We start from the raw sequence: 22,888 nt of genomic DNA on the forward strand, positions 1-22,888 counted from the left end.
GGTGCACACCCCCGCCAGGGCGATATCTCCCAAACCAAGGTTTGCGAGAGCGGTGGCAATCGCTTCAGCGCCATCAGCAGCGATGTCAGAAAATGGATTGGCCCGGCTTAAAAACAATAATGGCAGCGCCGTCAGTAACTGGTTGCGTTGTGTTTTATCAAGGGCAATACCCGCCGCCTCGATAACGCCGCAAATTTCTTCCTGGATGGAGTCAACATAGTCTGCGTCCAGCGCCGTGGGCCGTTCACCTGTTTGCGGGTTACCGCCGGTAAAGCCGTTCTTCCCCTCGCCGAACTTGTCGGCCTGGGCTGTTGATGTATCAATACGATGCATGGTTACTCCGTGTAGCGGAAAATGACATACGTGTGAGACGGTGCCAGTTTGCTGATAACACATTCAGCAACTGTGTCGCCCCAGGCGCGTAAGGAAGATGTGCAGGTATCCACACAGGTCATTGCCGTGATTTGCGCCGACTCAGGGATATTGACCTGCCAGTAGTAGCGCCACTCGTTGGAAAAAAGAGAATCAGTACAGAGTGAGTTACAGGTGAACTGGCTTTTCTGGTACCGGGTTATCGTGGCATCCGGATAACCCAGCGCTTCAAGCTGTGCCTGGTAAAATGCCTCGTTAATACCTCCGGCCAGGTTCAGTTTTGCATCCAGCCGCTGGCGCCGTTCTGAAAGTGTCTGGGTGCCATCCGGAGTGCAACTGTCCGGCAGGCCAGAAATCGTCTCGTAGCGGTCGATGAGTTCTGTCACTGTACGCGGGTCGATTTCATTCATCAGGTCATTACCCCGGGTGTGTACCCGGGACAGTGACGGTGCCAGGCCGGTCAGCAATAAATCATCCGGATCCCATGCCGGGCCACGCGGGAGCAGGACACCCAACATCTGGCGGTACTGTGCTGTCAGGTCCATGTGAAGTCCCCCACCACCCCGATTTCACCTTTCGCGATACTGGTATCTTCTGTCGGGCTGACCAGTTCATGACTGTATTCCCCGGTGGCGATGGAAATGGCCTCGCTGATACGTGACGGTTTCAGTACACCTTCCGGCACACCATCACGCAACATCATGGCCCTGACTTCTGCCATCACGGCATAGCGCACCTCTTCGGTGTCCGGGTTCAGGCGGATGTGAAAATCGACGGTATGCGCCGCAGGGGCAAACACATACACATCAGAACCGGCAACCGGGGCCAGAGGTTCGATATAAGCCTGCGCTGCCTCCACTACTGCGTCATCCGGTATCGGGTTAATCAGGTCGCTGTTCGCCACCATCACACCGACCGTTCCCACGCCACTCCAGTGGCGGTAAGTCCATGCCCGGGTAATACCGGAAACCTCTTTAGCCCAGGTGATGTAATCCTGATCCGCACCACTTTGTGGTGTGTAATACCAGCGCTCGATGATCCGCCCGCGCCAGGTTTCCAGGTCTTCTGTATCGGTTCCCCCTTCCACCGTATCAGCCACACCAGCAGAGGTGAGCCCTTCAACCGGAGAAGTCAGCCGCATGGCGATACCGTCATCGGTATTGCCTGTTGTTCCGGTATCATCACAGGTCACCGGCACCCGTAAAACACCTTCTGACGTGGTAGCCGCAGCCGTTGTGGTGAACGATACCAGGTCATCGCGCTGTATGGTTACCCCGGCGTCAATAGTGATACCCGGTGCAGCACCCTCCCAGCGCACATAACCGGCTGCCGCAGTGGCATCTTTGCGGGGGCATCGTTTCATATTCCCGTGACGTAACAGCCAGTCTTCATCCGCCAGGTCCGGTAATAAATTCCGGGCAAGATAATCGATATAGCCATACACCGTATGTACCGCCGCGGCCTGCACCCGCGCATACACCTCGGCGTCAGTCCGGCGAAGTGCGGCAAGTGTGGTGTCGGCGGAAAGCCGGGTAAGAATATCGCTGCGGATGGCGGTAATTAACTGGGGGAGTGTCGGGCGGGTAAAACCGCTGTCAGCCATTCAGTTCACTCCATAGGTCATTAAACCGGATTTCCTGTGTGGTGCCGTCATTCCGGTAAATCATGACAGCCAGGTAAAGCGTACTGAGGCCGGTACGTTCGGCGGTAACATCCACCCGTGCCGCCACACCATCGGATGTCAGCCACGCCAGCGCCTGGGTGACATACTCCCGGGCTTTGAGTGGTGTTTTATTGGTGAGTTTCTGGCGCTTAAGGAGATACAGGCGGGAGCCGATACGGTCATTCTGCTGTGTCGGGTAGGTGTCGCCCCACCAGCCATTCGGATCTTCCGGGCTGTCATCGGTTTCGGCATGCCGCCAGGTGAACAGGGAGATCACCACCGCCCGGGTTAACGCATCCATTGGATCAGAGACTTTCTGCTCTGCCCCGTTTACAACCAGGATCATGCGCCCTCCATTTTCTGGTTCGGTTCATCCGTTGTTCCGCCGCCATCGCCGTTTTCTTCGTGCGTGTGCGAGTCAAATACCTGTCGCATGGCGGCCATTGTTTTGCCCGTGCTGTCACACCTGTCCGTAATATTCCCGGTGGCTTCAATATCCATCTCAAACCGGGCTTTCGGGGCATTGGTGACCGTTACCGGCTTCCCCGCACCGTTAATCACTATCCCTGAGCGGGTCAGAGTGACAGACTGACCAAGGTCGTCATAAATTGCCACTTCTCCGGTAGCCAGGCCTTTTATGCGGTACCGGCGGTCACTGGCCACCAGCACCACACCATGTGAGCGGTCGCCGTCAAAATACGCCGCCACGGCTTCTGCCCCTGCTTTGGGTGCTGAGGTAAAGCCGTAAGGCTCCAGGTGTTCAATATCACTTTTCCCCTCACCGCCCGGCATGGATATCTGCAGAACCTGGCACTTTGCCGTGGTGGTCGTGGTGCGGATCACGGCCCGCTCGAGCAGATTACTGATTGCCTGGTGCAGGGAATGAAACAGATTTGCCATCAGAAGTACTCCTGTGTACTGCTGGCCTTCTTCTTGCGGGGTTTGGGGGGTTCTGGCAGATAAGCATCAGCCGGGCCGACACGAATTTCACTGACCGTGCCGCCCTCATCCACCTGCCAGGTGACTTCTGCGATAACCATTTCCCGGTTGTCAAAACCCACGACCGGGTCGAAGACAATCACCTGCATATTAGGCTGCCACAGAGTGCCATCTCCCTGGCGCCATCCCTGCACCGTGTAGGTCACTTCGTCCGTTCTGGCAGCACGCTGGCGCATTTCAAACTCGCTGCGTGAACCGCAACTGGCGGATGTGGCATTGCCGGTCTGGCGGATAATCAGCGGGCGGTAACGGGCAATACCGTTATCCACGGTTTGCCCGCGGATTGCCGTCGTGGTTGCTTCGCCAAAATCGCTGTCATTACCGGCGCGTTTGCCCGCCACCTCGTAGACAGAAAAACGATCCTTAATACTCTGCTCGGTGTCACAGCTCAGAATGTTTTCGCCAAAGACCAGGGCGGTGGTGGCTTTAACCGCCCCCGGGCTGCCAATCACCAGGTTACCACTGGCATTGTCATAGGCCAGTGCCTGCTGCAACCCCAGCATCTTGTTCAGGACATCCATCACCGTGTCGCCCTGGTCTGCCTGAATACCCTGCAGTGCGCCGGTGACTCCCCCGGCATCCACCACACTGATACCAAATGGCTTCGCCAGGGCGCTGGCTATCTGAACCATTGAGCGGCCACTGTATTGCGAGGGGGTGGCAGAACAGTCAATGAGGTCAGCCGTTTTACTGCGACCGACAATCCCCATGGTGATGCTGTGCGCGTCATAACGAACAGGCGTGGCCTCCACCCAGCCGGTGATCACCAGGTCGTCACCAATCAGCACCTCAACCCTGTCGCCGTTGCGGATCCGCGCCCGTTTCTTTGCCTGCTCTTCATCACCAGGCCACTGCCGGGTTATCTGAACATTAAAATCGCGGGCAATACGTTCGATACCGGCTGATATTCTGACTGACTCCCAGCCGCCCCACTCCCGCCCGTTTACCCGCAGAATAACTGTATTGTTCATACTGACGGGATCCTCAGGGTTTTCACCGGCACAAAGCCGGGGTGAATAACGCCGTTACGGGCAGTAATGTCACCTTCCCGCCCGGCATCGTCATACCAGTCAGCGGCCAGAACCAGTGCAGGAAGGACCTGCACCGGTGTGCGTTCAGTCAGGCGGGTCGACTGTTCCAGCCTGGCGCTGATGTCGTTATTCACATCGGTGCGGATCTGGCGCAGGGCAAGAAACAGTGTGTCATCCGTTACCCGTGTCAGTTCCTGGTCTATTGCGGTATTCAGCACTTCCCGGACGGCGGTTAAATCATCCCATGACGGGGTTTCATCGGTACTGACAGATGTGGTGACGCCCACGCTATCGGCATCGGTATCAGGCAAAATATCCGTTACCGCCGGGTGGCTGACCTGAGCAGTCTGCCCGGTTGTCACGGTGGTGGTGGTACTTTTTGGCAGACTGACAACGGTATAAGCCGCTTCACTCAGTGCCGTTGTGCGTATGGCCTGCGCCACCGTATTGCTCTGGGTGGTGCGGGTCTGCGTTGTGGTGCTGTCCGTTTTCCAGACACCCCGTGGCGCCAGGCCACTGTCCAGCGTGACACCTGACAGGCCTTTGACCATGGAGATAAGATCCGACGTGTTTCCACTGAGACGGGTACCGGCCCGCCACAGCGTCTGCAGCTGGTTAACAAAGTTCATGCCACTGGAAGGCGGCATCAGCAACACCGACAGGTCACCCTGCAACAAACGGGATGCCGCACTGATACCGGAATCCACGTACTTGAACGCATCGGTGACGGTGTCCATCATGGCAGAGGCATCGTCCAGAACGCCGCTCTGAAGAAAATCAGACAGCCCGTCCAGACCAAAGGATGAGAATGCCGAAGAAATACAGTCATCCAGCAAGGAGCAGGAGTCGGCCAGTTTGGTTCCGGTCGCAATACCCGCTGAAGGAAATGACAATTCCCCCGTTTCGATAAAGCTGAAACTGACGCGGCACATACGCCCTTCTTCCCGGGTATGGCTGACACGCCCCTCATCAGAGACAGTCACTGTCATTTCACCATAATACGGGTGGACCAGTGTGCAGGAGCCCGGTTTCTCGATGGCTTCAATCAGGCGGTTACGCTGCTCAAAGTAATCGTCACCAACCAGATAAGCCTGGACACTGAAACGGCGTGTAGCCCGGCCTAAATCCTCCACCCAGGGCTTATCCCGGCCAGGGTATTCATGCGTCTGTGTCCGTCGCCCAAAAGTGGCTTCATCCTCGTCCACTTTAAATGGAACACCCCGTAGTGAGGCATCCTGGAGATTATCTGTCCAGCTCATGGTTTCTCCGGGTGTAAAAAAACCCGCCGAAGCGGGTCATATTAAAAGGGGTGACTCAGCAATGGTCATTGCCATTTTGGCGGATTAGCAGAAATCCGGATGTAACGCTTCGGCGTAAATGAATGCCATACGCAAGGAGGATCACCAATAAACGGAATACGGAAAAACGGTTTGTCCGGGATACTTACGGTCCAGGTTGTATCACCAATAAAACGAAAGTTAACGGCAGTCTTCTGAACATCAAGCTCTTCAAAAATGCCTGTTGAATAGGGGGTGCCAACCACCAGCATATCGATAACACCGTCTCCAGGACGGATTAATGCAATACGTAGCATTTCCTCAAACAACGTATCGTTAGTCAGAAACAATAAATATCTATCCGCATCAACCTTAACCGCAGCCTCTATATCGCAGTAAGGAACGGTTATTCCCGTTGGTTGCTCATCAATAAGAACTTCGTACTCTCCATCTTTATTTTTTTCAGGTACAGAAGCCCCGACCGTGCGAAGGGACACATTCTTAACCTGTTTCATCATTAATGTCTTAACGGCTTCCATCTGCTCTTGCAGGCGGTGGATCAGCCGAAATCAGGATGTAGTGTTTCATCGCCATCGGGCGTGAGATACCCCGTGGATCACCGGTAAATGGCATGCGAAAAAATGGTTTCTCTGCAATACGTACTGTCCATGTGGTATCACCAATGAAATGGAAATTAACCCTGTCGTTCTCTATTTCAAGGTGTTTAAAGGACCCTGTGGTATATGCACCACCAAGGTCAATCATTTCAAGTATCCCTTGCTTCATATGAATCAATGCAATGTGCAGCATTTCTTCAAAGGGAACATCATCGGTGAGAAACAGCAAAAACAGATCTTCATCAACTTTAACCGCTGCTTCTACCACACAATATGGAACGTTAATTCCCGTGATATTGCCATCAAAAAGAACATTATATTCCCCCATCTGGGTGTCCTGAGACTCCCTGACAACCTGAAGAGAAAAATTATCAACTTGCTTCATTATCAGTTCCAGATGCTGTCCATTTCCCATGCTGCCAGCGCACCACCAACAAAGGCACCTATCACAACGCACACTGGCGCTCCCGGGCCACAAACTAAACCTGCAGCCGCACCACCGAGCCATCCCCCCATAACACCAGCCCCCGCAATTGCAGCCTGATGCCCTGCCTCCACCAGTTTGTCATCAGAGGAATAAATCTGATAAATAGCTACTGCAAGCGTTAAGAAGAGAAGCCCCTTACCCGCAATCCCCCAACGAGTTAACTTCACGTTGATTTTTGGATTCGATTTTCCTGATGACTTAACAATTGCAGCAAAAACCTGGTCTTTCTGAGTCGAAGATAACTGTTCAAATAATACATTTTTGCCAAAGACAGACTCGGTCTTCATTTTGATTAAATCGGAAAAAGTCTTACCTTCCTTTTTTAATTTTTGCGCAATTGATTTACCTACGGGAGTCGTTCGAAAGCGCATTAATTCCATAATGAGATTTCGTGTTTCACTGGCTTCGGCAGCCGCTTCCTGCCAACTGATTATTCCCCTACTCGCTTTAGCGTAGAGTTCATCGGACATCAACTTAATGCGGCGACCATATTCAAGTCGTGTCTTGGGATCGATATTCAAGGTTGCCATAGTGGCAGTCAGATCCCCTTGAAGGGCCGCAATTGCATGTTCGAATTTCTTCTGCCCATCCTGATCGAGAGCACTAAGTAAGGCTGTATCCATTACCGTTTTCCCTTTCTACTGATTATTTTTTGAATACACTCCATTACATAGCGGGATAACGAAACAGAAACCAGGAATTATCTGTAAATACGTTACCTTCCTGAATACCGGTTGTACCCCACATCGTAACTGACATTCCATGGGTGAGCCGCACCAGTGGCAGGTGTTACCCGCATGCCCGGTGGCGCATTATCAAAAGACACTTTCAGTTCACTCTGTTGTGGCCTTGGGCTTGCCAGCGGTACTGATGAATTCTGGCTGCCGTCAACATTCAGCAACTCTTTCAGCCGGGGAATAAAGCCTTTATACCCCCGGTCACTCTCGGATTTCTGCACCTGTTCGGCCATATATGTGCCAATATCCATATTATTTTTCGCCGCTTCCTGGTGCATGGAATCCAGCTTTTTCATCAGTTCAAACAGAACACTGATGGTCACCGTAATAGTGCCCATGCTGGCTATGCCGCGCAGGTTTTTAGCCAGCCCACCCGCAGCACCATTGGCACCGGACAGCCCTTTCAGCATCGATGTCAGCCAGGCACCCGCAACAAGGGTGGAGATCCCCATCAGCACCGGTTCCCACCCACCAAGAAGTTGAACCACATCATTGATATTATTCCAGACCTCTTTCACCACCGGCCCGACTTTATCCCAGTTACTGACAATCAGCCCGGCACCAATCACCAGCAGGGACACCATTTTACCCATGGTGGACATCTTCATAATGGCATCAAAGGTTTTGAAGGCCTTTGTCGCCACACCAACGGAAGACGCAATGCCCACCAGCGTTAAACCAAACTTCAGGGTTTTGCGGATCAGTTCCGGGTTCTCTTTTACAAACTGGCGAAACTGCTCGAGCATCGGCTGAATTTTCTTTGTCAGCTTCACGATGTCCGGGAGGAAGATTTCACCGATAGTGATACTGGCCGCATCGAACTGGTTTCGCATCAGTTGCAACGCGTTCGCCGTGGTAGCGGCCCGTGAATCGTATTCTTTCTGCATGGACCCGGCATATTGCTGGGCGTCTGCCACACGCCGGAAATTGGTTTTCAGCAACTCCAGATTAGTGAGCATGGGGAAAATGGCAGCAGAAGATTCAGAGCCGAACAGGGTAAACAGCGCGGCAGACTGACGGGCTTTGTCCACCTTACTGATAGTCTCGAGCACTTTAAGCACAGTACCGGCGGCATCTTTCTGCATGTCCTGAGACAGTTTGACACCATCAAACCCCAGTTGCTTAAGGGCACCGGCCTGAGATTTACTCAGCGCCTTCCCGGCTGTCAGCGTTTTGGTGAAATTCTTGATGCCGGTGGCGGCAATTTCTGATTCCACCCCCATGCCCGTGATGGTGGCCCCCATCGCGGCAACCTGCCCACTGTTCAGACCCGCCGTTTTACCAATTGCGCCAATTCGCGTCACAACATCAGAAATTTTACGGGCGTTGGCCGGGCCGGTATTGCCCAGGAAGTTAATCTTGTCAGCCAGCGTCACCACTTCACTTTGGGACATTTTAAACGCGGTACGCCAGGTCGCCATCATCTGGCCTGACTCTTCCGCTGTCTGGTCAAAAGCCACGCCCATTTTCACTGCATCTGAGGCGAACTGTTTTAGATCCTGCCGGGCAATACCTGCCTGCCCGCCAGCCGCCACAATCTGGCCTATCCCCTCGGCAGCCATGGGAAGCTGAGTGGACAGGGTCAGAATGTCATCACTCATCTCTTTAAACTGCTGCGGGGTATCAAAGTTCACAACCTTACGGACATCGGCCATGGTCGATTCAAACGCAATGGCCTTATTGATCGGGACCGCAAATGCTGTGACCAGCGCGGCACCCATGGCAGCCGCATTGATCATGATGCTTTTGGCTTCTTTCTGAAACCCTTTGAGGTTTTTGCTCATCCCTTTCAGTGGACCGGACATCTGGTCCACTGCGGTAATGATGGCCTTCAACTCAAAACTGTCAGCCATGATTTATTTCCTCACTGATACGCACTGCTTCGGCTTCCATTTCCAGAAACCGGCTGACCGCCACAGATTTCAGTTCCAGGGGGTTTATGCGCCAGAAATGGGCGGTGTTGTAGAGTCGCTTTCTGAGGTGGCGCTGCTCTCCGACCCCGTAAAAAAACCGACGATACTCATCGACACCATAAACACATCTTTAAGCACCATCTGGCTGGCCGATGAACGGGGGATCCCCGCCAGAACCGGGATATACTTCAGGGCTGAGCGCGTATCCAGCTTCATTTCACCACTTTCGGTATAACTGAACGGGATACCCATTTGTTCCACTTCATCGTAGGTGGGCTCACGCAGCTCCAGCACGCTGAGTTTTTCCCCGGCAGCCATAATGGCCCGGGTCAGTACGATTTCTTTCACTGGTAGTCTCCTTCGGTACCGTGGAATTCAGCATCCACTGTCCCTTCTTCGGCATTATGGTTTGCTTCACCATGCAGCCAGGAATTTGACAGGACGTAGACCATACCGTTAGCCAGTTCGGTGGTAATGGTCATCGAATCTGATGAAGTGATTTTGCTGATGGGGAAGTCTTTTGGCACCTTGAAGGTGCCTTTGACATACGGTGCCCGGTGGGTTTCCTTCCGGTCAACCGAGCCATCCAGGCCAATCACATCATCATTCAGCGTGGTGTTCATCGGCACTTCAATGCCGCCGGTCAGCGACAACTGAAGCCCGTCAACTTTGAAATAACAGGTACCGGCAATACGGGCCATTATTCACTCTCCTCGTTGTACTGCAGGCGGAACTGGTTCAGCACAGCAAACGTCCGCAACTGGTTGACATAATCCGGCGGGAACAGCACATCCACCCGGTTCGGGTTATCCGTGTTGCGTTCAACAATCAGGTGGGCTTTAAACAGGTCGTAATTCTCGACGATCCCGTTACGCTCCATGGTGCGGTACACCGTGCACAACTCCCCTTTAATGACCGCCGGGGTGACAATGGCCTGACCGGCACCAAACCGGGTACCGTCATTAGCCAGTTTGTGGCGCGGGTACTTGCTGGTGATGATGCTTTTCAGCTGGCGTAACACGTAAGCGCTGGTGTGCAGGGTTTCACTGTCCAGATAGCTGTTATCCGCCACCCCGTACTTGTTGGTCTGGTACGTGGTGATATCGCGCTCAATACACAGCTCTCCGCCTGACGTACACGCTGTGGCAATACCGTGTTTCAGCAGCGACTGGCGCTCTGTCATGATAAAACGTGAACCGGCTTTTGCCGGGAGTGCGCCAGTCAGCACACCGGTCTGCGTGGGGCGGGCCGGATCATTACGGATAAACACCGCATTACGGGCCGTGCGCAGCGCCACCAGTTCATCCACCGCCGTCTGGGTTTCCGGCTCATACCCGGCCACCGAAACATGCTGTTTGTTCTGGGTGTCACCAAATGCCACCAGGTCAGACAGGGTGCCTGCTTTAGCGGTATAAACATGCCCGTATAACTGCCGGGCGTAACTCCAGCGCCCGGAATCGTCGTTCATTTCCAGCGCCAGGGTTTCAACCGAGGCAGAATCACTGAATGGCAGGCCGATAAAATCAAACGCTTCATCGCCCATCGCCGCCACTGCGGCATCGAGTTCTGGTGCGCCGGTCCCCCCTGACATCGCCACAATAGCGACCGTCACACCGTCCGGTAAGTCTTCCCCACCCACGGTACCGTAGTAATTCATCACCACAGGAATCTCATTGCCACACAAACCGGCATGCCGGGCTGTCAGGGTTATCACCCCTGCTGCTGCCGCAGCTGTCACGGGTAAATCCAGGTCAGCATTGATGGCATCCGCCAGAGCAGAAGCCATCTCACTCACCGTATCACCGGTGGCAACGGCTGACTGAACCCGTTCGGTACCGATATACAGACTCAGTGTGCCAGAGGCCTGAGCAGCACCGGTCAGGGTGAGGGTCCCGGTGGCGGCGTCCCCTTCCGGCGCATCCACCGCAATCACCCATAATTCACCATAGGGATCGACATTACGGTATTTGCTCACCATCCGTGCCAGCTGGCTTCCGCGCCCGGCCTGTTTCCCGGCCAGCCCGGCAGACGGCATGATCACCAGCTTATTGCGCGTGATGCTGCTGCCCGTGTTCGCCATGGCGATAATCAGTGATGCCCCACTGTCGGTTTCCGTGTTGGCCTGGCTGTTATCCATTTCGGCATAAAACAGCGGTACGAGAATATCCGATGGCACCGAATTAAAACTGACGGTCATGCTTCACCACCTTGTTTGTCGGTTGCTGTGGCAGCTTTTGTCAGCGCCACAACCTCTTCCACATCTCCGGTCGCCAGGCGCCGGATCCAGTAACTGCTTTTTTCGACGTTTCGCCCGGTTTCAGGCAAAAGGTCGCCACGGGCCGGGTCGGGAACCGACCGCCCGTTTACAGGTTTCAGTTTCATGAATTACTCGCTAAGGTTAATTTGGGTGTGATGCTCAATGTTGCCGTCCGGCCCGTCACCCGGGTCGATGTAGTCAATATTGATGTCCATCCCGGTGAAGGCATCCAGTGCGTCCAGCTCTTCCTGCTGGCGGGTCATGTCTTCGGTGATTTCCCGGTCGCAGGTAAAATCAAACTGGTAATAAAGCCTGCCCCGGTCCATATCCAGCAATTGCCCACCGGCATAGATAACAATGTCACTGCCTTCATCCGGGCGCATACCCAGCAGGGCCTTCCACAGGGCAAGCTTGACCTCTTCAACCGCATCATAAGAAGCCGCCTGGCCGCGCTGGTCACGGGAGTTATCCAGCACCACAATGACCGAGAACCCTTCCCGGATAACCTGCCAGTAATCTGTCTGGCTTTTCTGCTCCAGTGCGGCATCTTCCAGTGGGACAACATAGGCTGCCGGCAGGCGCATTTTCCCGGTTTCCGGCAGGCCCTTAAATTCAGCGGCACCCGCCACATAACCACCAAACACCGGGCAACGCCCCCGAATGGCACCAATAATCACCGACAGTTTCATTACCGTTTTTTCCTTTCTGGCCTGAGTGATTTTTTCAGCTCACGGCTGAGTAAATAACGCGTCCATGGCCGCCGGTTTTCCAGCACCTGGACCATAAAGTTATTGCGGGGAGCAATGCGCCAGCCACTGCCGCCCGAAGCCCCGCGGTGGTGGCGTTTTTGCCGCTTCGCACCACGGCGAACACCGTAGAACAGAAAGGCCGGGTAAAAATCACCTTCAATCAGCCGGTTCCCTTCCCCCTTCTTCTGGTTCGGCGCGATCCGGACCATCAGCCCGGCACGGCGCTTTGATGCCCGTGGCACGTAATAGCCAATGGAGCGGGCCAGCCGCCCGGTCTGGTACCCGGGATTTTGCCCGGGGGTTGAAACAGCCCGCTTCATGACCAGCCGCCGGGCATCACGCATGTGGACCTGACCAATACGGATAAATGCCCGGCGTAACCTTGCCCGGTTGAACACCAGTTCTTTCGGTTGCTGAAAATCGACATGGAACACCGGTTTAGCCATACAGGGTGTCTCCCGGTGTTTCTGCGCCCAGCTCTTCACACTCCAGGAGCAGGTAACGCCGGGCCATATTTAAATCGCGGCAGCGGCGAATGGCGTACACCCTCCCGCTGTAAACCACCTCATAATCAGAGGTCAGCCCGGCCCGGTAGCGCACGGTGAAATAGTGGGTAATGGCACTGTCGGTCTGGGCGGATTCATGCAGCACGGTGGCGCTGACCTGCCGTACTTTTGCCCAGGCATGCTGGCTGTTCTGGTATTCCGGCGTGTTGCCATAATCATCCGCCGGGATATCGGTACGCTGGCGTAGCAGAACCCGGCGGTTAAGTTCGCCAGGCTCAGGCAACTGGTAATCAATACTGGTTTGTGACTGGCGGTTTTTCATTGCGGAATAAACCTGTAGGGTCCGGCAATCCACTGATACGCCATGGGCGTTTCACTCTGTTCAAAATCAGAAACCGTGGAACGGTGTTCATAAAAATGGGTGACCAGCATCAGCATCGCAAGACGCAGATCGTCCGGTACCACCAGTGCGGTTTCGTCTCCACCTTCCGGGATATCCGCTTCTGCTGCATAAAGATTACGGTTAAGAAATGTCGCCGTTCTGGCCTCAGCTGCTGCCCCTATCAGTGTCAGCAGCGCGTCTTCATCGGTATACGTTTCTTCCAGCCGGAGTTGCTGCCTGATAACAGCCAGAGAAAGAATGCTCATCGGTCACTCCGCCGGGAGCCTGCGCTCCCGGGTTGATGGAAATTATTCTGCAACACCAATCTGCAGCAGTTTGATGGACTGCGAATCCGTCAGCATGCCGCCGGTTCGTTTGGTGGTGTAGAACCCGACAAAAGGCTTGTTGGTGTAGGGGTCGCGCAGAATACGTGTCCCGATACGGTCAACAATGGTGTAGCCGCGTTTAAAGTTCCCGAATGCAATGGCTTTGGCATCGGCCGCAATGTCCGGCATCTGCTCATTCTCGGCAATCCCGTAACCGGCGAGGGAAGACGGCTGGTTCAGTTCCAGACCGGGGCGCCACAGATAGTTGCCTTCGTTGTCCTTGAGGATGCGCACGGCAAACAGGCTGTTGTTGTTCATCATGAACTTAGCCCCGTTGCGGTGAACCTTACGCAGGGTATAAATCAGTTTCAGGATGGCATCCGCCGTTACCCCGGCTGCAGCCCCGGACAGAATATGTTGCAGGGTACCGAAGGCGCGGGTTTTATCCGGATCCAGAGAAGAAGCATAAGCCAGAAAACCCTTGGGCTTTTTGGTCCCGTCACCACTGGTGAAGGCAATATCTTCTTTCTCGGCAAACTCGGTGGCCAGCTCACTGTTGATCCAGTCTTCCACGTTAAAGAACGCATCATCCAGCATGGTCTGGGTGGCCTGAGGGTTACCGTAGATTTCGCCCATAAAGGGTTCAATCTGCCCCAGTTTCGATGCATCCGTTGCCGGACGGGCATCCGTTTCGCCTACCCAGCCAGAAGCTGTTCCGCCCAGATTAACCAGCTTTTTGTAACTGGCCCCACCGACCGTAATGGTCGTGGCTTCCTGGCGCATCACCACTTCATCTTTCAGCAGGGTGAGAATACTGCGGTCCAGATCTTCCGGTACGGCGTAACCACCGTCTTCATCATTGCCCACCTGCAGGGCTTTACGCTCCAGGTCGCGCAGCCCGTCATCACGACCTTTGCGGACAAAATCCATAAAGGCCGCTTTATGCTCACCGGCCTCTTTGGTTTGCGTGGCACCTCCGGGGCGTTTCAGTTGTTTCAGTTCATCTTCCAGAGCAGATTTCAGGGAATCCAATTCGGTCAGTTTCCCGTTCAGGGTATCCACCTGCCCGGCCAGTGCCGATTTTTCCTGCTCAACCGCCTCAAGGCGTTTGTCGTTTTTCTCGCGGAAGTCATTGAACTTCGCCTGCAGCTCCTGCGCGACCTGCTCAACGTCTTTAATTTCAACAGCCATATTCACTCCTGATTAAAAGGTGATGTTTTTAAGTGCATCCAGTGCGGCGTTCAGGCCTCCGGCGTCACGCCGGGACAGTTCGCCATAGCCCCCGGCCATGAATGCTTTGGCCTGGGTGCGGGAGAGTCCAACATCGCGCAGGACCCGCTCGACAGTTTTCTGATCCGGCAGTTCGCCACGGGCAAAAGCGCTCTTTACGCCACTCACCCGGGCTTCATCATTGGACGGGAAAGTCACCGGACTGACTTCCCAGAGGTCAATATCCTTGAGGAGAAAGGCTTCTTTGGTCCGGTCGTACTCCCAGTCTTTCAGGACATAACCAATAGAAAGGCCGGTTAACGAACCGGCCTTCATGTGTGCATGCGCCCGACGCGCCAGAGGGTCATCGTCAATCAGTAACCGTCCTTTGACGTAGAGCCCGACATCGTCCTCACGCATCTCGGTATAAATGCCAATCGGCTCGGACATCTGGTGCTGCCACAGCATCGAGGGCAGCGCGTTTTTGCTTTTCCAGCCCGCCAGCGAATTGCTGAATGCGCCGGGTACCACAATGTCATCGAAGCTGTCTTTCACCCCGAAAACGGAACCATAGCCTTCGAATTCCCCGGCATCGCTGACAGATTTCAGTTTCAGCGGCACATCCAGGCGTTGTTTAGTCAGCATGGTGATCACCTTCTTCCTGTTTTTGCTTGCTGCCATCAGAGGGTTTTGTGGTCATGTTCATGGGTGTCAGGTACACATCACCACCCGGTCGCGGGTTGCGGTCCTCCAGTTCAAGGCAGTCATTCGGGGAATACATGCCCCAGTTAATCGCCGTGGCATAGGCTTCAAAGCGCGATTTCATGTCACCCCGCAACAGAGCGCCCACGTTAAACTTGGCGTAATACGTGCCCTGCTTGCTGTCGCGCACCAGGCCAATATTGATGCGCTGCTCGATACGGGTGAGGTAAGGCACCAGGGAATAGTTGATAAAGCCCATCCCCAATTCCTCAATGTTGTTGAACGTGGCCCGGTCAGTGTTCTGCACCATATGCATGGGGACACGAAACAGGCGGCAGATTTCTTCAAGCTGAAATTTACGGGTTTCCAGAAACTGGCTGTCCTCGGCACTGAGCGCCATGGATTTCCAGTCGAGCCCCATTTCGAGGATCATCGGCTTATGGGCATTGGCCAGCCCCTGGTGCTTCGCCTCAAAATCCGCTTTAAGCCGGTTATAGGCCACATCACTCAGTTGCTGCTCAGTGCGTAATACGCCGGACGTCACCGCGCCATTCCCAAATAACCGGGCGCCATGCTCTTCGGTCGCCAGGCCGAGTGAAATGGCCTCGCGGGCGTAGGCGATCGGGTTGAGCCCCACCAGCCCGTCCAGTGTCAGGATCCGCACATGCCAGATATCTTCCTGCCCCAGCACATCCGTGGAGCCATCGGGAAAGGTCACCCGGTAAACCGGCTGCCACTGATTATTCAGTTTGGGTGTGACAGCGCCCGGATCGAGGGGGAGCAGCTCCACTACTTCGCCAAGGGCTTTCACCTTGTAGGCGTAGAAATTGCCACGCAGGCACAGACATAACACCACCAGCTCCCAAAACTCCTGGGGGGTCATATAGTCATTAGGTTTCAGTGACAGCAGCTTATACAGGCGCTCACTGGTCGCCTTTTCTTTGCCCTTCTCCACTGAGCGGTACAGGCTGCAGGGCAACATACCAATGGATTCGGACAGGACACGGATACAGCCAAACACGGCAGTCAGCCGCATGGCTTTCTGGCTGCTTACCCGTTTCCCGGTATAGGTGTCCCAGGAATACCCCACATCCTCGGCCAGTGCGGCAGGCGTGGTCACCGGGGCATCCCCTTTCCGGAACAGGCCGGGGAAAAACATTATTCATCTCCCGCCGGGCCGGTACTGGTGGTGGATAAAAAGCGCGCTGTCAGGCAGGACCAGAGCAGGCACAACAGACCACCGGTGATGAAGCCTGCCGGGGGATAAATCAGCCATGCGCCATATGACAGCAACAGGGCTCCCAGCACGCCGATTAATGGCGTGAGTATCATCAGGATCATAAATGCCTCAGGTTAAAGTGAACGGATGCCGTAGGACTCAATACGGTCAGACAGGGTTTCTTCTTTTTCGTACAACATCGCCCGCCCGATGGTCATGATCAGTGCCACGGCACCGTCAATCTTGTTTTCGTTCTGCTCTTTGACGGGTTTCACCACATCGTCATTGCCCGGCAGAAACTTGCCGACCACATTGCTGATACACCAGGACATGATGGGGTTGCCGTCATGGTGAAAACGCCCGGACTCGATGGCGGCCTCCAGCTCCTTCATCGGGTCGGACATATTGGTGTAGTTCTGAATGATGGTAATGGGCGACAGGTCTTCATCTGCCAGGTCATGAGACAGGCCTGTTGCCCCGAACGGGTCAATGGGCGACTCTGAAACCGGGTTGAGTTTGTTGGCGGCTTTGGCTTCTTCCAGAATATAGCGGTAATCCACCTCAGCCCCATCCGTAACCGTCAGCAATCCCATCTCCACCCATTTCTGGAAACGTTCAGCCGTGCGCCGGTCTTCGCTGCGTTCAGTGCTGTACACCGTGTCATACGGTACCCAGAATCGTGGCGCCACACTGTAATAATGGGTTTTACCGTCAATCTCCCGGGTGAACAGCCGGGCCATGCTGTTCATATCCAGCTTGCGCGCCAGGTCGAACCCCAGAACACAGGGTTGCCCTTCAAAGCTTTCCAGCGTCAGGCTTTTATCCTCGCAACGCTGCCAGCTCACCTGGTTGAAATACGCCGCCCGGGCCGCCACCCAGATATTCAGGTGTTTGGTTTTAAACACACCGGCCAGACGGGCATTATTGATGGCCCGCTGTTGCTGGCTCAGCAGAAAGTCACGGTAGACCGACACCCCCATATTCGGGTTGGCTTTTTCCAGTACCGCCGGAGAGGTCCAGTCGTCACCTTCATCAACGGTGTAAATCACACCAAGCAGCTCATCGTTCGGTACCGCCCCACTGAGCATCTCAATGACTTCGCGCCGCTTGTCGTAACAGGGGCCTTCAATGTTGTACCCGGCGGTAGTGATGGCCCACATCAGGGGCTGGCGCCGCGCCCCCATCCCGGTGAGCATGGTGGTGTACAGCGAGTCAGTGGGGTGTTCGTGGTATTCATCCACAATGGCGCAGTGCGGTGAAGCACCATCACCCGGGTTACCAATCAGGGGTTCAAAACGGGCACCATCGCCGGGACGGTTCAGGTTTGACGCATTCACTTCAATTCCAAACGCCTCCACCAGCAGCGGAGTACGTTTACACATCAGCCTGGCCGGGCGAAACACTTCCCAGGCCTGTTTTTCCGTTGTGGCACCGGAATACACTTCCGCGCCAAACTCATCGTCACAGGTGAAACAGAACAAAGCCACACCGGCAGAAATAGCCGACTTGCCGTTTTTCCTCGGGATCTCAGTATAAACCTCGCGGAACCGGCGTAGTTTGGTACCCTTCTGCACCCAGCCAAATGCGCTGCAGACAATAAACAACTGCCAGGGCTCCAGCGTTATCGGCATCCGCTTGTAAGCCCACTCGCCTTTGGTATGGGGCAACAGCTGGATAAAACGCGCCGCCCGCTCGGCCAGGTCTTTGTCAAAGCGGTAACGAAACGTCTTCCCTTTCTCCGCCGCCAGATCATCAATGTGGCGCTGGCAGGCCTGAATCACATACTGGCATGCCGGTTTCTTTCCACGAACGATATCGCGGGCGTACTGATTCGCGGCATTCACGTTCGGGTAGGATTTACGGGTCATGGGGTGATCATCTTAAGAAAGGGGTTAGTGGTTTTCTTCTGCCCGGCCAGCCCCACCAGGCGCTGGCGGCTGCTCGGGTCCAGCCCCAGCATGGAGCCGGTGGAACTCATTTCGGATTCCTGCTCTTTTTTCGCCGTCAGTTCCGGGTTCTTAATCAGCCCACCCATCGCGCCGGTTATCGTGTTGCCCTGGCTGGCAATGTTGCGCACTGCGCGCCGCCAGAACTCATAGGCTACGCACCAGCGCTCCAGTACAGCCAGGTCGGTGACACACAACAGCCCCTGACCACATAACTCCTTGGTCGTCAGCTCCCACATGATGGCGGCCAGTTTCAGATCATCTTCGATAAACCATTCAGGCGGTGCCACACCCTTGATAGGCGTGAATGTCGGTTCCTCTTTATTCAGGGCTCGTTTGCCGGGGTTTCCGGCCAGCTCCTTGCGCGCCGTTGGCTTGGGGCGGCGCCCGGAACGCCCCGCCGTTCCAGCCATATGCGGCACTCCTGGTTAAATTTCATTTTTCGCGGGTATAAAAATTCAGGGGGGCGGGCAGTCCGGAAGGTGACAGGTGGCAGAGATTTGATCCGCCCCTCCCCTGTGAGCCATCGGCCAGGGTGGTGTTACTTCAGGCGCTCACGCGCTGTTTTCGCTGCGTGGCACGGCCAGCACAGGCTTTGCAGGTTTGAGTCTTCATCTGTTCCGCCCTGCGCCTTGGCAATGATATGGTCGACACAGGACGCCTCAACTGCCCGGCCTTGTTTCAGGCAGGACTGGCACAGACCTTTATCACGACGAAGAATGCGAGTCCGGATAACTTCCCACTTCGTACCGTACCCGCGCTGGTGGCGGGATTGTCCCGGTTTGTACTGTTTCCAGCCCTCGCTTTTGTGGTTTTCGCAGTAGCCTGAGGGGTCTGTAGTGGTATTGCGACAACCGCGTTTGCGGCAGGCTTTTGGGGTTCGTGGTGGCATTGAGTATCCTTTTAGATGTGAGCCTGGCACATGGGACAGTCTCCCGAGAAAACAGTTTTCCCCAGGCTCACGACTGAAGGACTCTCGATTGCTTAGCGCATGCGAAGCGCAATAAAAAGCCATCAGCGGATACCAATAGCTAAGACAAAAATTCGCCATATGGCGGTAATGCATACCATTCAGACCATTGATTATTGCTTACATACATTACCCGTAATGATATAAGTACATGGCTGCTCAACATCTATCGGAATACAACGGAGTTTTTTCATGGACTACATCCAGCGCATTTTTGCTTCATCAATTAAGGATAAAAAAGATCTCTTGTTTAAGAGATACAAATCCTTAAAAGTTGATTTACTTGAACATTGCAAAGTACCTGTCTTGAGCGGCTTCGTTGTGGGTCGTGAAGATGGGGATTATTTGAAATTACAATTCCCCGATCTAGACTATGGCGTTTATGCTAAGCCTAGAATTGCCTTTAATGAAGAATTACAAGCAGGTCTAAGAGTCAATTTTTATGACGATCGCAACGAATGGGTTATATCTCTGCTCCTTAATCCTAATGGCTACTATTCCTTAGAAGCCAAAAATGGTGGCCCTTACACTCAATATGAGCACGATGATACAAACCTGCCAATTGTCATCATTCACGCTTTATTAACTTCTGCTCACAAATCTGGCAGAATAACTTTATAAACATCAAAACATTGGGCAGCGTTATAATAGTTTTTTAAATGGAGCATCATAATGCACACTCGCAAATGCGCCTTATAATGCTCACTATATATTTACCTAAAAAGAGGGTCTAGCAATGAAATGGATTGCCGAAGTGACAGAACTGGTGCCAGGTTCCCACTATAAAGTTAACTACTTTGATGAAGCAGGAACACCAATTGGTGGATTTGAGTTCGCAGCCTCCTCAATGGATGAGGCTGAGCAGCTAATCAGAGAAGCAAATATCAATGCACGGAAAGAGCAGTGATTAACGGCCGCATAGAAATATGCGGCTTTTCAAATTATTTCATACATAGATCATGGATATACGCCTGCAGACCAGTCAGTTGGGCTGTGGCTGTCTCAATTCGCTCTCTGAGGGTGAAATAATCCCGTTGAGCGGTGTCAGTAAGTCTGGGGCTGGCTGCATCATCCACGCTGGAGGCGCTGGTAGAACCGGACACGGGTTTACAGGTGGCGTTGATCTGCAACCGGCGCTTACCAGCAGCAACATCGCGTTCAAGCTGATCAATAGTGGCTTTCGCATCGGCCAGTTCTCCTGTGTATTTGGCATCGAGGGCAGCAACATCGCGCTGACGCACCTGCATATCTGAAATGATTGAGTTCGCCAGGTTCAGTGACTGAGTGGCCTGGTCTCGCTGACTTTTATAAGTGATGGCGTTATCGCGATAGTGGTCCACAAACCAGCCAAGAATTGCCACCAGTCCGAGAAGAACGATGCAGACACCTAAAGTAACCCGGCTCATCAGTCTATCCCCCAGCACGCCAGCGCTGATTCCTGATCCCGGCGCGATACCTGCCCGTAACAGTTGTTTGAACGGATACGGCAGTCACGCCCGCCATCTTTAATCCACCAGCGAATAGCTTCGCAGGCACCTTTACGGTCACCAGCATTGATGCGCCTGTAGAACGTGGACGGAAAACACTTACCCGGGCCAATGTTGTACGGGCAAAACGAGGCGATCCCCGCTTTCTGGGGTTCGGTTAGCGAGACATGGATATTGCGCTCAACCCACGCCAGTGCTTTATCACGCTCCAGGGCATTGACCTGATCACATTTGGCCCGGGTTAACGTCATCCCTTTTTTTACCGGTTTTCCATCCACCAGCGTGGCGCCACGACAAATGGTCCAGATACCGGCACCGTCCTGGTAGGCATTCAGGTGGTTACCTTCTTTCTCATTCAGGAACTGGTCCAGAATCACTGAGGCGGGAGCACCGGCCAGTACCAGTGACAAAACAGCGGCACTGAGTTTGTAACGTAGTTGAGGAGAAGCAGCCATTATTCACCGGTCTCCTTTAACGCATCAGCAACCACACTGACCACGGCAGGACGTTCTGAAGGTGACCTTTCACTCTCTTCCTCCAGATATTCGCGGATCATACTGGTTCGTTTTTCGTCTTCCTTTCTGCGACGCCTGGCATCGATACGCCCGTTTACATAAGAGGCCAGAGAAATCACGACACCAATCAGGCCAAATATCATGTAAACGACATCCTGCGTGGTCAGCCCCAGTCCGGCGGCAATCGCGGCAAGCCACGCAAAGAACTGCGTGACAATGTTTCCGGGTTGGTCGTTCATTTTCATAGTCTCTCACCTCCGATTGAACGGGGTGCTGTGTGCGAGGGAAAGGATTCAGGCTCCCGGGCTTCATGGTTCACGGGTTATCTGAGGTTGATACCCGGGGCCTGAAAACGAGAAAACCCGCTCAGTGGCGGGTTATGTTTGTTCTGACTTATATCCTGATACGGCTGACAGCATAGTGAGTCATTTATCTGACACTTTCGACTCATTTAGTGAGGCGATTACTGCACCTGTTCGACTTCTTCAACAGTTTGTTTAAACCGAGCCTCATCCAGTTCGACGCCTATTGCATGTCGCCCAAGATGAAAAGCCGCTTTAATTGTTGAACCTGATCCCATAAAGAAATCTGCCACCACATCTCCTGGCCTGCTGCTGGCCTCAATTATCTGGCGCAACATATCCGCTGGTTTCTCGCAGGGATGTTTACCCGGGTAGAACTGCACCGGCTTGTGTGTCCAGACATCGGTATAAGGTACGGCAGCAGAAACCGAGAACGGGCGCCGCAGGGCTTTGTACTCGTCCAGTAATTCCACATACCGCCGGCTTAATGCCTGGTACTCAACCACCAACTGGTGATGCGGTGTTTCCAGTTCCTGCCGTTGCTGCTTCACCCTGGCTATGTCGGAAAACAGCGCCTGCAGTTTCAGGTAATCCGCTTCGTTGGGTAACTGCCACTGACTGGCACCAAACCAGTGTGAGGCCATATTTTTACCCGTAGCCGCCACAATCTGTTTTGACGTGACACCCAGTGAAGCCCGGGCATTACGGAAGTAATCAATCAGCGGCGTCATGACGTGCCGTTTGGTGTCATCACACTTTGCCGCATAGCCATCATCTTTCGGCTTGTAGGGGCCGAGGTAGTGACCAGCAAACAAAATGCGTTCAGTCGCCGGGAAATAGGCCCGCAGGCTTTCTTTGTTGCAGCCGTTCCAGCGACCGGAGGGTTTGGCCCAGATGATATGATTCAGCACGTCGAAGCGGTTACGCATCAGCAGTTCAATATCAGCCGCCAGGCGGTGCCCGCAGAACAGGTAAATACTGCCCGCCGGTTTCAGCACCCGCCAGAACTCCGCGAGGCACATATCCAGCCAGGTCAGGTAATCACTGTCCCCTTTCCACTGGTTGTCCCAGCCGTCCGGTTTTACCCGGAAATACGGCGGATCCGTACAAATCAGGTCGATGGAATTATCGGGAAGGGTTTTGATGTATTGAAGGCAGTCATCATTGACCAGCTCAATACTGTTTATTTTTACAGTATTTTTCATAGATCAGAAAGCGTAAC

At 54.0% G+C, this 22,888-nt stretch carries 31 protein-coding genes and 1 pseudogene; 2 read left to right on the plus strand and 30 right to left on the minus strand.

The window, feature by feature from the left end; translation table 11 throughout:
• From A9B99_RS22090 to A9B99_RS22215, 26 genes and pseudogenes are all read right to left on the minus strand, one after another.
• A pseudogene (locus A9B99_RS22090) lies at positions 1–333 on the minus strand (gp53-like domain-containing protein); the annotation flags it as partial.
• Between the two features lie 2 nt (positions 334–335).
• Positions 336–917, minus strand: coding sequence for a YmfQ family protein (locus tag A9B99_RS22095; protein WP_064601261.1), 582 nt, complete (start codon positions 915–917; stop codon positions 336–338).
• Complete coding sequence (locus tag A9B99_RS22100) at positions 908–1,975, minus strand: baseplate J/gp47 family protein (protein WP_064601262.1); 1,068 nt, start codon at positions 1,973–1,975, stop codon at positions 908–910. Before A9B99_RS22100 ends, A9B99_RS22095 begins: the two co-directional genes overlap by 10 nt.
• Positions 1,968–2,381 carry a phage GP46 family protein gene (locus A9B99_RS22105; protein WP_064601263.1) on the minus strand — a complete coding sequence of 138 codons (414 nt, stop codon included), beginning with the start codon at positions 2,379–2,381 and terminating at the stop codon, positions 1,968–1,970. Before A9B99_RS22105 ends, A9B99_RS22100 begins: the two co-directional genes overlap by 8 nt.
• Entirely contained in the window at positions 2,378–2,935 is a 558-nt protein-coding gene (locus A9B99_RS22110) for a phage baseplate assembly protein V (RefSeq protein WP_064601264.1), read from the minus strand. Before A9B99_RS22110 ends, A9B99_RS22105 begins: the two co-directional genes overlap by 4 nt.
• Positions 2,935–4,005 (minus strand): phage baseplate assembly protein, encoded by a 1,071-nt coding sequence (locus A9B99_RS22115; RefSeq protein WP_064601265.1) that lies wholly within the window; start codon positions 4,003–4,005, stop codon positions 2,935–2,937. The genes A9B99_RS22110 and A9B99_RS22115 overlap by 1 nt, the downstream gene beginning before the upstream one ends.
• Entirely contained in the window at positions 4,002–5,324 is a 1,323-nt protein-coding gene (locus A9B99_RS22120; protein WP_064601266.1) for a DNA circularization protein, read from the minus strand. The genes A9B99_RS22115 and A9B99_RS22120 overlap by 4 nt, the downstream gene beginning before the upstream one ends.
• 65 nt (positions 5,325–5,389) lie before the next feature.
• Complete coding sequence (locus A9B99_RS22125; RefSeq protein ID WP_082917939.1) at positions 5,390–5,881, minus strand: hypothetical protein; 492 nt, start codon at positions 5,879–5,881, stop codon at positions 5,390–5,392.
• Entirely contained in the window at positions 5,868–6,344 is a 477-nt protein-coding gene (locus tag A9B99_RS22130) for a hypothetical protein (protein WP_064601267.1), read from the minus strand. Before A9B99_RS22130 ends, A9B99_RS22125 begins: the two co-directional genes overlap by 14 nt.
• Before the next feature lie 2 nt (positions 6,345–6,346).
• Positions 6,347–7,069, minus strand: a complete 723-nt coding sequence (locus A9B99_RS22135) for a hypothetical protein (RefSeq protein WP_064601268.1) — start codon at positions 7,067–7,069, stop codon at positions 6,347–6,349.
• Positions 7,070–7,161: 92 nt separating this feature from the next.
• Positions 7,162–9,036: a phage tail tape measure protein gene (locus A9B99_RS22140; RefSeq protein WP_064601269.1), complete on the minus strand. Its 1,875-nt coding sequence runs from the start codon at positions 9,034–9,036 to the stop codon at positions 7,162–7,164.
• A gap of 84 nt (positions 9,037–9,120) precedes the next feature.
• Complete coding sequence (locus A9B99_RS22145; RefSeq protein ID WP_064601270.1) at positions 9,121–9,444, minus strand: phage tail assembly protein; 324 nt, start codon at positions 9,442–9,444, stop codon at positions 9,121–9,123.
• Complete coding sequence (locus tag A9B99_RS22150) at positions 9,441–9,797, minus strand: phage tail tube protein (RefSeq protein ID WP_064601271.1); 357 nt, start codon at positions 9,795–9,797, stop codon at positions 9,441–9,443. The genes A9B99_RS22145 and A9B99_RS22150 overlap by 4 nt, the downstream gene beginning before the upstream one ends.
• Positions 9,797–11,293, minus strand: a complete 1,497-nt coding sequence (locus A9B99_RS22155; RefSeq protein ID WP_064601272.1) for a phage tail sheath subtilisin-like domain-containing protein — start codon at positions 11,291–11,293, stop codon at positions 9,797–9,799. Before A9B99_RS22155 ends, A9B99_RS22150 begins: the two co-directional genes overlap by 1 nt.
• A complete protein-coding gene (locus A9B99_RS22160) occupies positions 11,290–11,478 on the minus strand; it encodes a DUF2635 domain-containing protein (RefSeq protein ID WP_064601273.1) in 189 nt (62 codons plus the stop codon). The genes A9B99_RS22155 and A9B99_RS22160 overlap by 4 nt, the downstream gene beginning before the upstream one ends.
• 3 nt (positions 11,479–11,481) lie before the next feature.
• A complete protein-coding gene (locus tag A9B99_RS22165; protein ID WP_064601274.1) occupies positions 11,482–12,042 on the minus strand; it encodes a phage tail terminator protein in 561 nt (186 codons plus the stop codon).
• The gene (locus tag A9B99_RS22170) at positions 12,042–12,548 is read right to left on the minus strand and encodes a hypothetical protein (RefSeq protein ID WP_064601275.1); all 507 of its coding nucleotides are present in this window, start codon (positions 12,546–12,548) and stop codon (positions 12,042–12,044) included. The genes A9B99_RS22165 and A9B99_RS22170 overlap by 1 nt, the downstream gene beginning before the upstream one ends.
• Positions 12,541–12,930: a phage head closure protein gene (locus A9B99_RS22175; RefSeq protein WP_064601276.1), complete on the minus strand. Its 390-nt coding sequence runs from the start codon at positions 12,928–12,930 to the stop codon at positions 12,541–12,543. Before A9B99_RS22175 ends, A9B99_RS22170 begins: the two co-directional genes overlap by 8 nt.
• Positions 12,927–13,256, minus strand: a complete 330-nt coding sequence (locus A9B99_RS22180) for a head-tail connector protein (protein ID WP_064601277.1) — start codon at positions 13,254–13,256, stop codon at positions 12,927–12,929. Before A9B99_RS22180 ends, A9B99_RS22175 begins: the two co-directional genes overlap by 4 nt.
• A 42-nt stretch (positions 13,257–13,298) precedes the next feature.
• Entirely contained in the window at positions 13,299–14,507 is a 1,209-nt protein-coding gene (locus tag A9B99_RS22185; protein WP_064601278.1) for a phage major capsid protein, read from the minus strand.
• Between the two features lie 12 nt (positions 14,508–14,519).
• Entirely contained in the window at positions 14,520–15,170 is a 651-nt protein-coding gene (locus tag A9B99_RS22190; RefSeq protein WP_064601279.1) for an HK97 family phage prohead protease, read from the minus strand.
• Positions 15,160–16,386, minus strand: a complete 1,227-nt coding sequence (locus A9B99_RS22195; RefSeq protein WP_064601280.1) for a phage portal protein — start codon at positions 16,384–16,386, stop codon at positions 15,160–15,162. The genes A9B99_RS22190 and A9B99_RS22195 overlap by 11 nt, the downstream gene beginning before the upstream one ends.
• Positions 16,386–16,568, minus strand: a complete 183-nt coding sequence (locus A9B99_RS22200; RefSeq protein ID WP_064601281.1) for a hypothetical protein — start codon at positions 16,566–16,568, stop codon at positions 16,386–16,388. The genes A9B99_RS22195 and A9B99_RS22200 overlap by 1 nt, the downstream gene beginning before the upstream one ends.
• A gap of 12 nt (positions 16,569–16,580) precedes the next feature.
• Positions 16,581–18,314 (minus strand): terminase large subunit, encoded by a 1,734-nt coding sequence (locus tag A9B99_RS22205; protein ID WP_064601282.1) that lies wholly within the window; start codon positions 18,312–18,314, stop codon positions 16,581–16,583.
• Entirely contained in the window at positions 18,311–18,805 is a 495-nt protein-coding gene (locus tag A9B99_RS22210; protein ID WP_064601283.1) for a phage terminase small subunit P27 family, read from the minus strand. Before A9B99_RS22210 ends, A9B99_RS22205 begins: the two co-directional genes overlap by 4 nt.
• A gap of 128 nt (positions 18,806–18,933) precedes the next feature.
• Positions 18,934–19,284, minus strand: coding sequence for an HNH endonuclease (locus A9B99_RS22215; protein WP_064601284.1), 351 nt, complete (start codon positions 19,282–19,284; stop codon positions 18,934–18,936).
• Between the two features lie 270 nt (positions 19,285–19,554).
• On the opposite strand from A9B99_RS22215, the gene A9B99_RS22220 reads away from it, so the two are divergent.
• Positions 19,555–19,983, plus strand: a complete 429-nt coding sequence (locus tag A9B99_RS22220; protein ID WP_064601285.1) for a hypothetical protein — start codon at positions 19,555–19,557, stop codon at positions 19,981–19,983.
• Positions 19,984–20,098: 115 nt separating this feature from the next.
• On the plus strand, positions 20,099–20,269 hold the full coding sequence (locus tag A9B99_RS23985; RefSeq protein WP_156519120.1) for a hypothetical protein: 171 nt from the start codon (positions 20,099–20,101) through the stop codon (positions 20,267–20,269).
• A 34-nt stretch (positions 20,270–20,303) separates the two neighbouring features.
• Here the strand turns inward: A9B99_RS23985 and A9B99_RS22225 are convergent, their stop codons facing one another.
• The 4 genes from A9B99_RS22225 to A9B99_RS22240 all read right to left on the minus strand — a co-directional run bounded on the left by A9B99_RS22225 (position 20,304) and on the right by A9B99_RS22240 (position 22,871).
• Entirely contained in the window at positions 20,304–20,768 is a 465-nt protein-coding gene (locus A9B99_RS22225; protein WP_064601286.1) for a lysis protein, read from the minus strand.
• Entirely contained in the window at positions 20,768–21,304 is a 537-nt protein-coding gene (locus A9B99_RS22230; protein WP_064601287.1) for a lysozyme, read from the minus strand. Before A9B99_RS22230 ends, A9B99_RS22225 begins: the two co-directional genes overlap by 1 nt.
• A complete protein-coding gene (locus A9B99_RS22235) occupies positions 21,304–21,609 on the minus strand; it encodes a hypothetical protein (RefSeq protein WP_197499310.1) in 306 nt (101 codons plus the stop codon). Before A9B99_RS22235 ends, A9B99_RS22230 begins: the two co-directional genes overlap by 1 nt.
• A gap of 218 nt (positions 21,610–21,827) precedes the next feature.
• Positions 21,828–22,871 carry a DNA-methyltransferase gene (locus A9B99_RS22240; RefSeq protein ID WP_064601288.1) on the minus strand — a complete coding sequence of 348 codons (1,044 nt, stop codon included), beginning with the start codon at positions 22,869–22,871 and terminating at the stop codon, positions 21,828–21,830.
• Positions 22,872–22,888 lie beyond the last annotated feature (17 nt).

This window comes from Mangrovibacter phragmitis, from assembly GCF_001655675.1.
In the GTDB taxonomy this organism is placed as follows: Bacteria; Pseudomonadota; Gammaproteobacteria; order Enterobacterales; family Enterobacteriaceae; genus Mangrovibacter; species Mangrovibacter phragmitis.

Excerpts from the sequence above, each read along its gene's own strand:
- A9B99_RS22095 (WP_064601261.1), bottom strand. The coding sequence starts at position 917 with ATGGACCTGACAGCACAGTACCGCCAGATGTTGGGTGTCCTGCTCCCG.
- A9B99_RS22100 (WP_064601262.1), bottom strand. The coding sequence starts at position 1,975 with ATGGCTGACAGCGGTTTTACCCGCCCGACACTCCCCCAGTTAATTACC.
- A9B99_RS22105 (WP_064601263.1), bottom strand. The coding sequence starts at position 2,381 with ATGATCCTGGTTGTAAACGGGGCAGAGCAGAAAGTCTCTGATCCAATG.
- A9B99_RS22110 (WP_064601264.1), bottom strand. The coding sequence starts at position 2,935 with ATGGCAAATCTGTTTCATTCCCTGCACCAGGCAATCAGTAATCTGCTC.
- A9B99_RS22115 (WP_064601265.1), bottom strand. The coding sequence starts at position 4,005 with ATGAACAATACAGTTATTCTGCGGGTAAACGGGCGGGAGTGGGGCGGC.
- A9B99_RS22120 (WP_064601266.1), bottom strand. The coding sequence starts at position 5,324 with ATGAGCTGGACAGATAATCTCCAGGATGCCTCACTACGGGGTGTTCCA.
- A9B99_RS22125 (WP_082917939.1), bottom strand. The coding sequence starts at position 5,881 with ATGGAAGCCGTTAAGACATTAATGATGAAACAGGTTAAGAATGTGTCC.
- A9B99_RS22130 (WP_064601267.1), bottom strand. The coding sequence starts at position 6,344 with ATGAAGCAAGTTGATAATTTTTCTCTTCAGGTTGTCAGGGAGTCTCAG.
- A9B99_RS22135 (WP_064601268.1), bottom strand. The coding sequence starts at position 7,069 with ATGGATACAGCCTTACTTAGTGCTCTCGATCAGGATGGGCAGAAGAAA.
- A9B99_RS22140 (WP_064601269.1), bottom strand. The coding sequence starts at position 9,036 with ATGGCTGACAGTTTTGAGTTGAAGGCCATCATTACCGCAGTGGACCAG.
- A9B99_RS22150 (WP_064601271.1), bottom strand. The coding sequence starts at position 9,797 with ATGGCCCGTATTGCCGGTACCTGTTATTTCAAAGTTGACGGGCTTCAG.
- A9B99_RS22155 (WP_064601272.1), bottom strand. The coding sequence starts at position 11,293 with ATGACCGTCAGTTTTAATTCGGTGCCATCGGATATTCTCGTACCGCTG.
- A9B99_RS22160 (WP_064601273.1), bottom strand. The coding sequence starts at position 11,478 with ATGAAACTGAAACCTGTAAACGGGCGGTCGGTTCCCGACCCGGCCCGT.
- A9B99_RS22165 (WP_064601274.1), bottom strand. The coding sequence starts at position 12,042 with ATGAAACTGTCGGTGATTATTGGTGCCATTCGGGGGCGTTGCCCGGTG.
- A9B99_RS22170 (WP_064601275.1), bottom strand. The coding sequence starts at position 12,548 with ATGGCTAAACCGGTGTTCCATGTCGATTTTCAGCAACCGAAAGAACTG.
- A9B99_RS22175 (WP_064601276.1), bottom strand. The coding sequence starts at position 12,930 with ATGAAAAACCGCCAGTCACAAACCAGTATTGATTACCAGTTGCCTGAG.
- A9B99_RS22180 (WP_064601277.1), bottom strand. The coding sequence starts at position 13,256 with ATGAGCATTCTTTCTCTGGCTGTTATCAGGCAGCAACTCCGGCTGGAA.
- A9B99_RS22185 (WP_064601278.1), bottom strand. The coding sequence starts at position 14,507 with ATGGCTGTTGAAATTAAAGACGTTGAGCAGGTCGCGCAGGAGCTGCAG.
- A9B99_RS22190 (WP_064601279.1), bottom strand. The coding sequence starts at position 15,170 with ATGCTGACTAAACAACGCCTGGATGTGCCGCTGAAACTGAAATCTGTC.
- A9B99_RS22195 (WP_064601280.1), bottom strand. The coding sequence starts at position 16,386 with ATGTTTTTCCCCGGCCTGTTCCGGAAAGGGGATGCCCCGGTGACCACG.
- A9B99_RS22200 (WP_064601281.1), bottom strand. The coding sequence starts at position 16,568 with ATGATCCTGATGATACTCACGCCATTAATCGGCGTGCTGGGAGCCCTG.
- A9B99_RS22205 (WP_064601282.1), bottom strand. The coding sequence starts at position 18,314 with ATGACCCGTAAATCCTACCCGAACGTGAATGCCGCGAATCAGTACGCC.
- A9B99_RS22210 (WP_064601283.1), bottom strand. The coding sequence starts at position 18,805 with ATGGCTGGAACGGCGGGGCGTTCCGGGCGCCGCCCCAAGCCAACGGCG.
- A9B99_RS22215 (WP_064601284.1), bottom strand. The coding sequence starts at position 19,284 with ATGCCACCACGAACCCCAAAAGCCTGCCGCAAACGCGGTTGTCGCAAT.
- A9B99_RS22220 (WP_064601285.1), top strand. The coding sequence starts at position 19,555 with ATGGACTACATCCAGCGCATTTTTGCTTCATCAATTAAGGATAAAAAA.
- A9B99_RS23985 (WP_156519120.1), top strand. The coding sequence starts at position 20,099 with ATGAAATGGATTGCCGAAGTGACAGAACTGGTGCCAGGTTCCCACTAT.
- A9B99_RS22225 (WP_064601286.1), bottom strand. The coding sequence starts at position 20,768 with ATGAGCCGGGTTACTTTAGGTGTCTGCATCGTTCTTCTCGGACTGGTG.
- A9B99_RS22230 (WP_064601287.1), bottom strand. The coding sequence starts at position 21,304 with ATGGCTGCTTCTCCTCAACTACGTTACAAACTCAGTGCCGCTGTTTTG.
- A9B99_RS22235 (WP_197499310.1), bottom strand. The coding sequence starts at position 21,609 with ATGAAAATGAACGACCAACCCGGAAACATTGTCACGCAGTTCTTTGCG.
- A9B99_RS22240 (WP_064601288.1), bottom strand. The coding sequence starts at position 22,871 with ATGAAAAATACTGTAAAAATAAACAGTATTGAGCTGGTCAATGATGAC.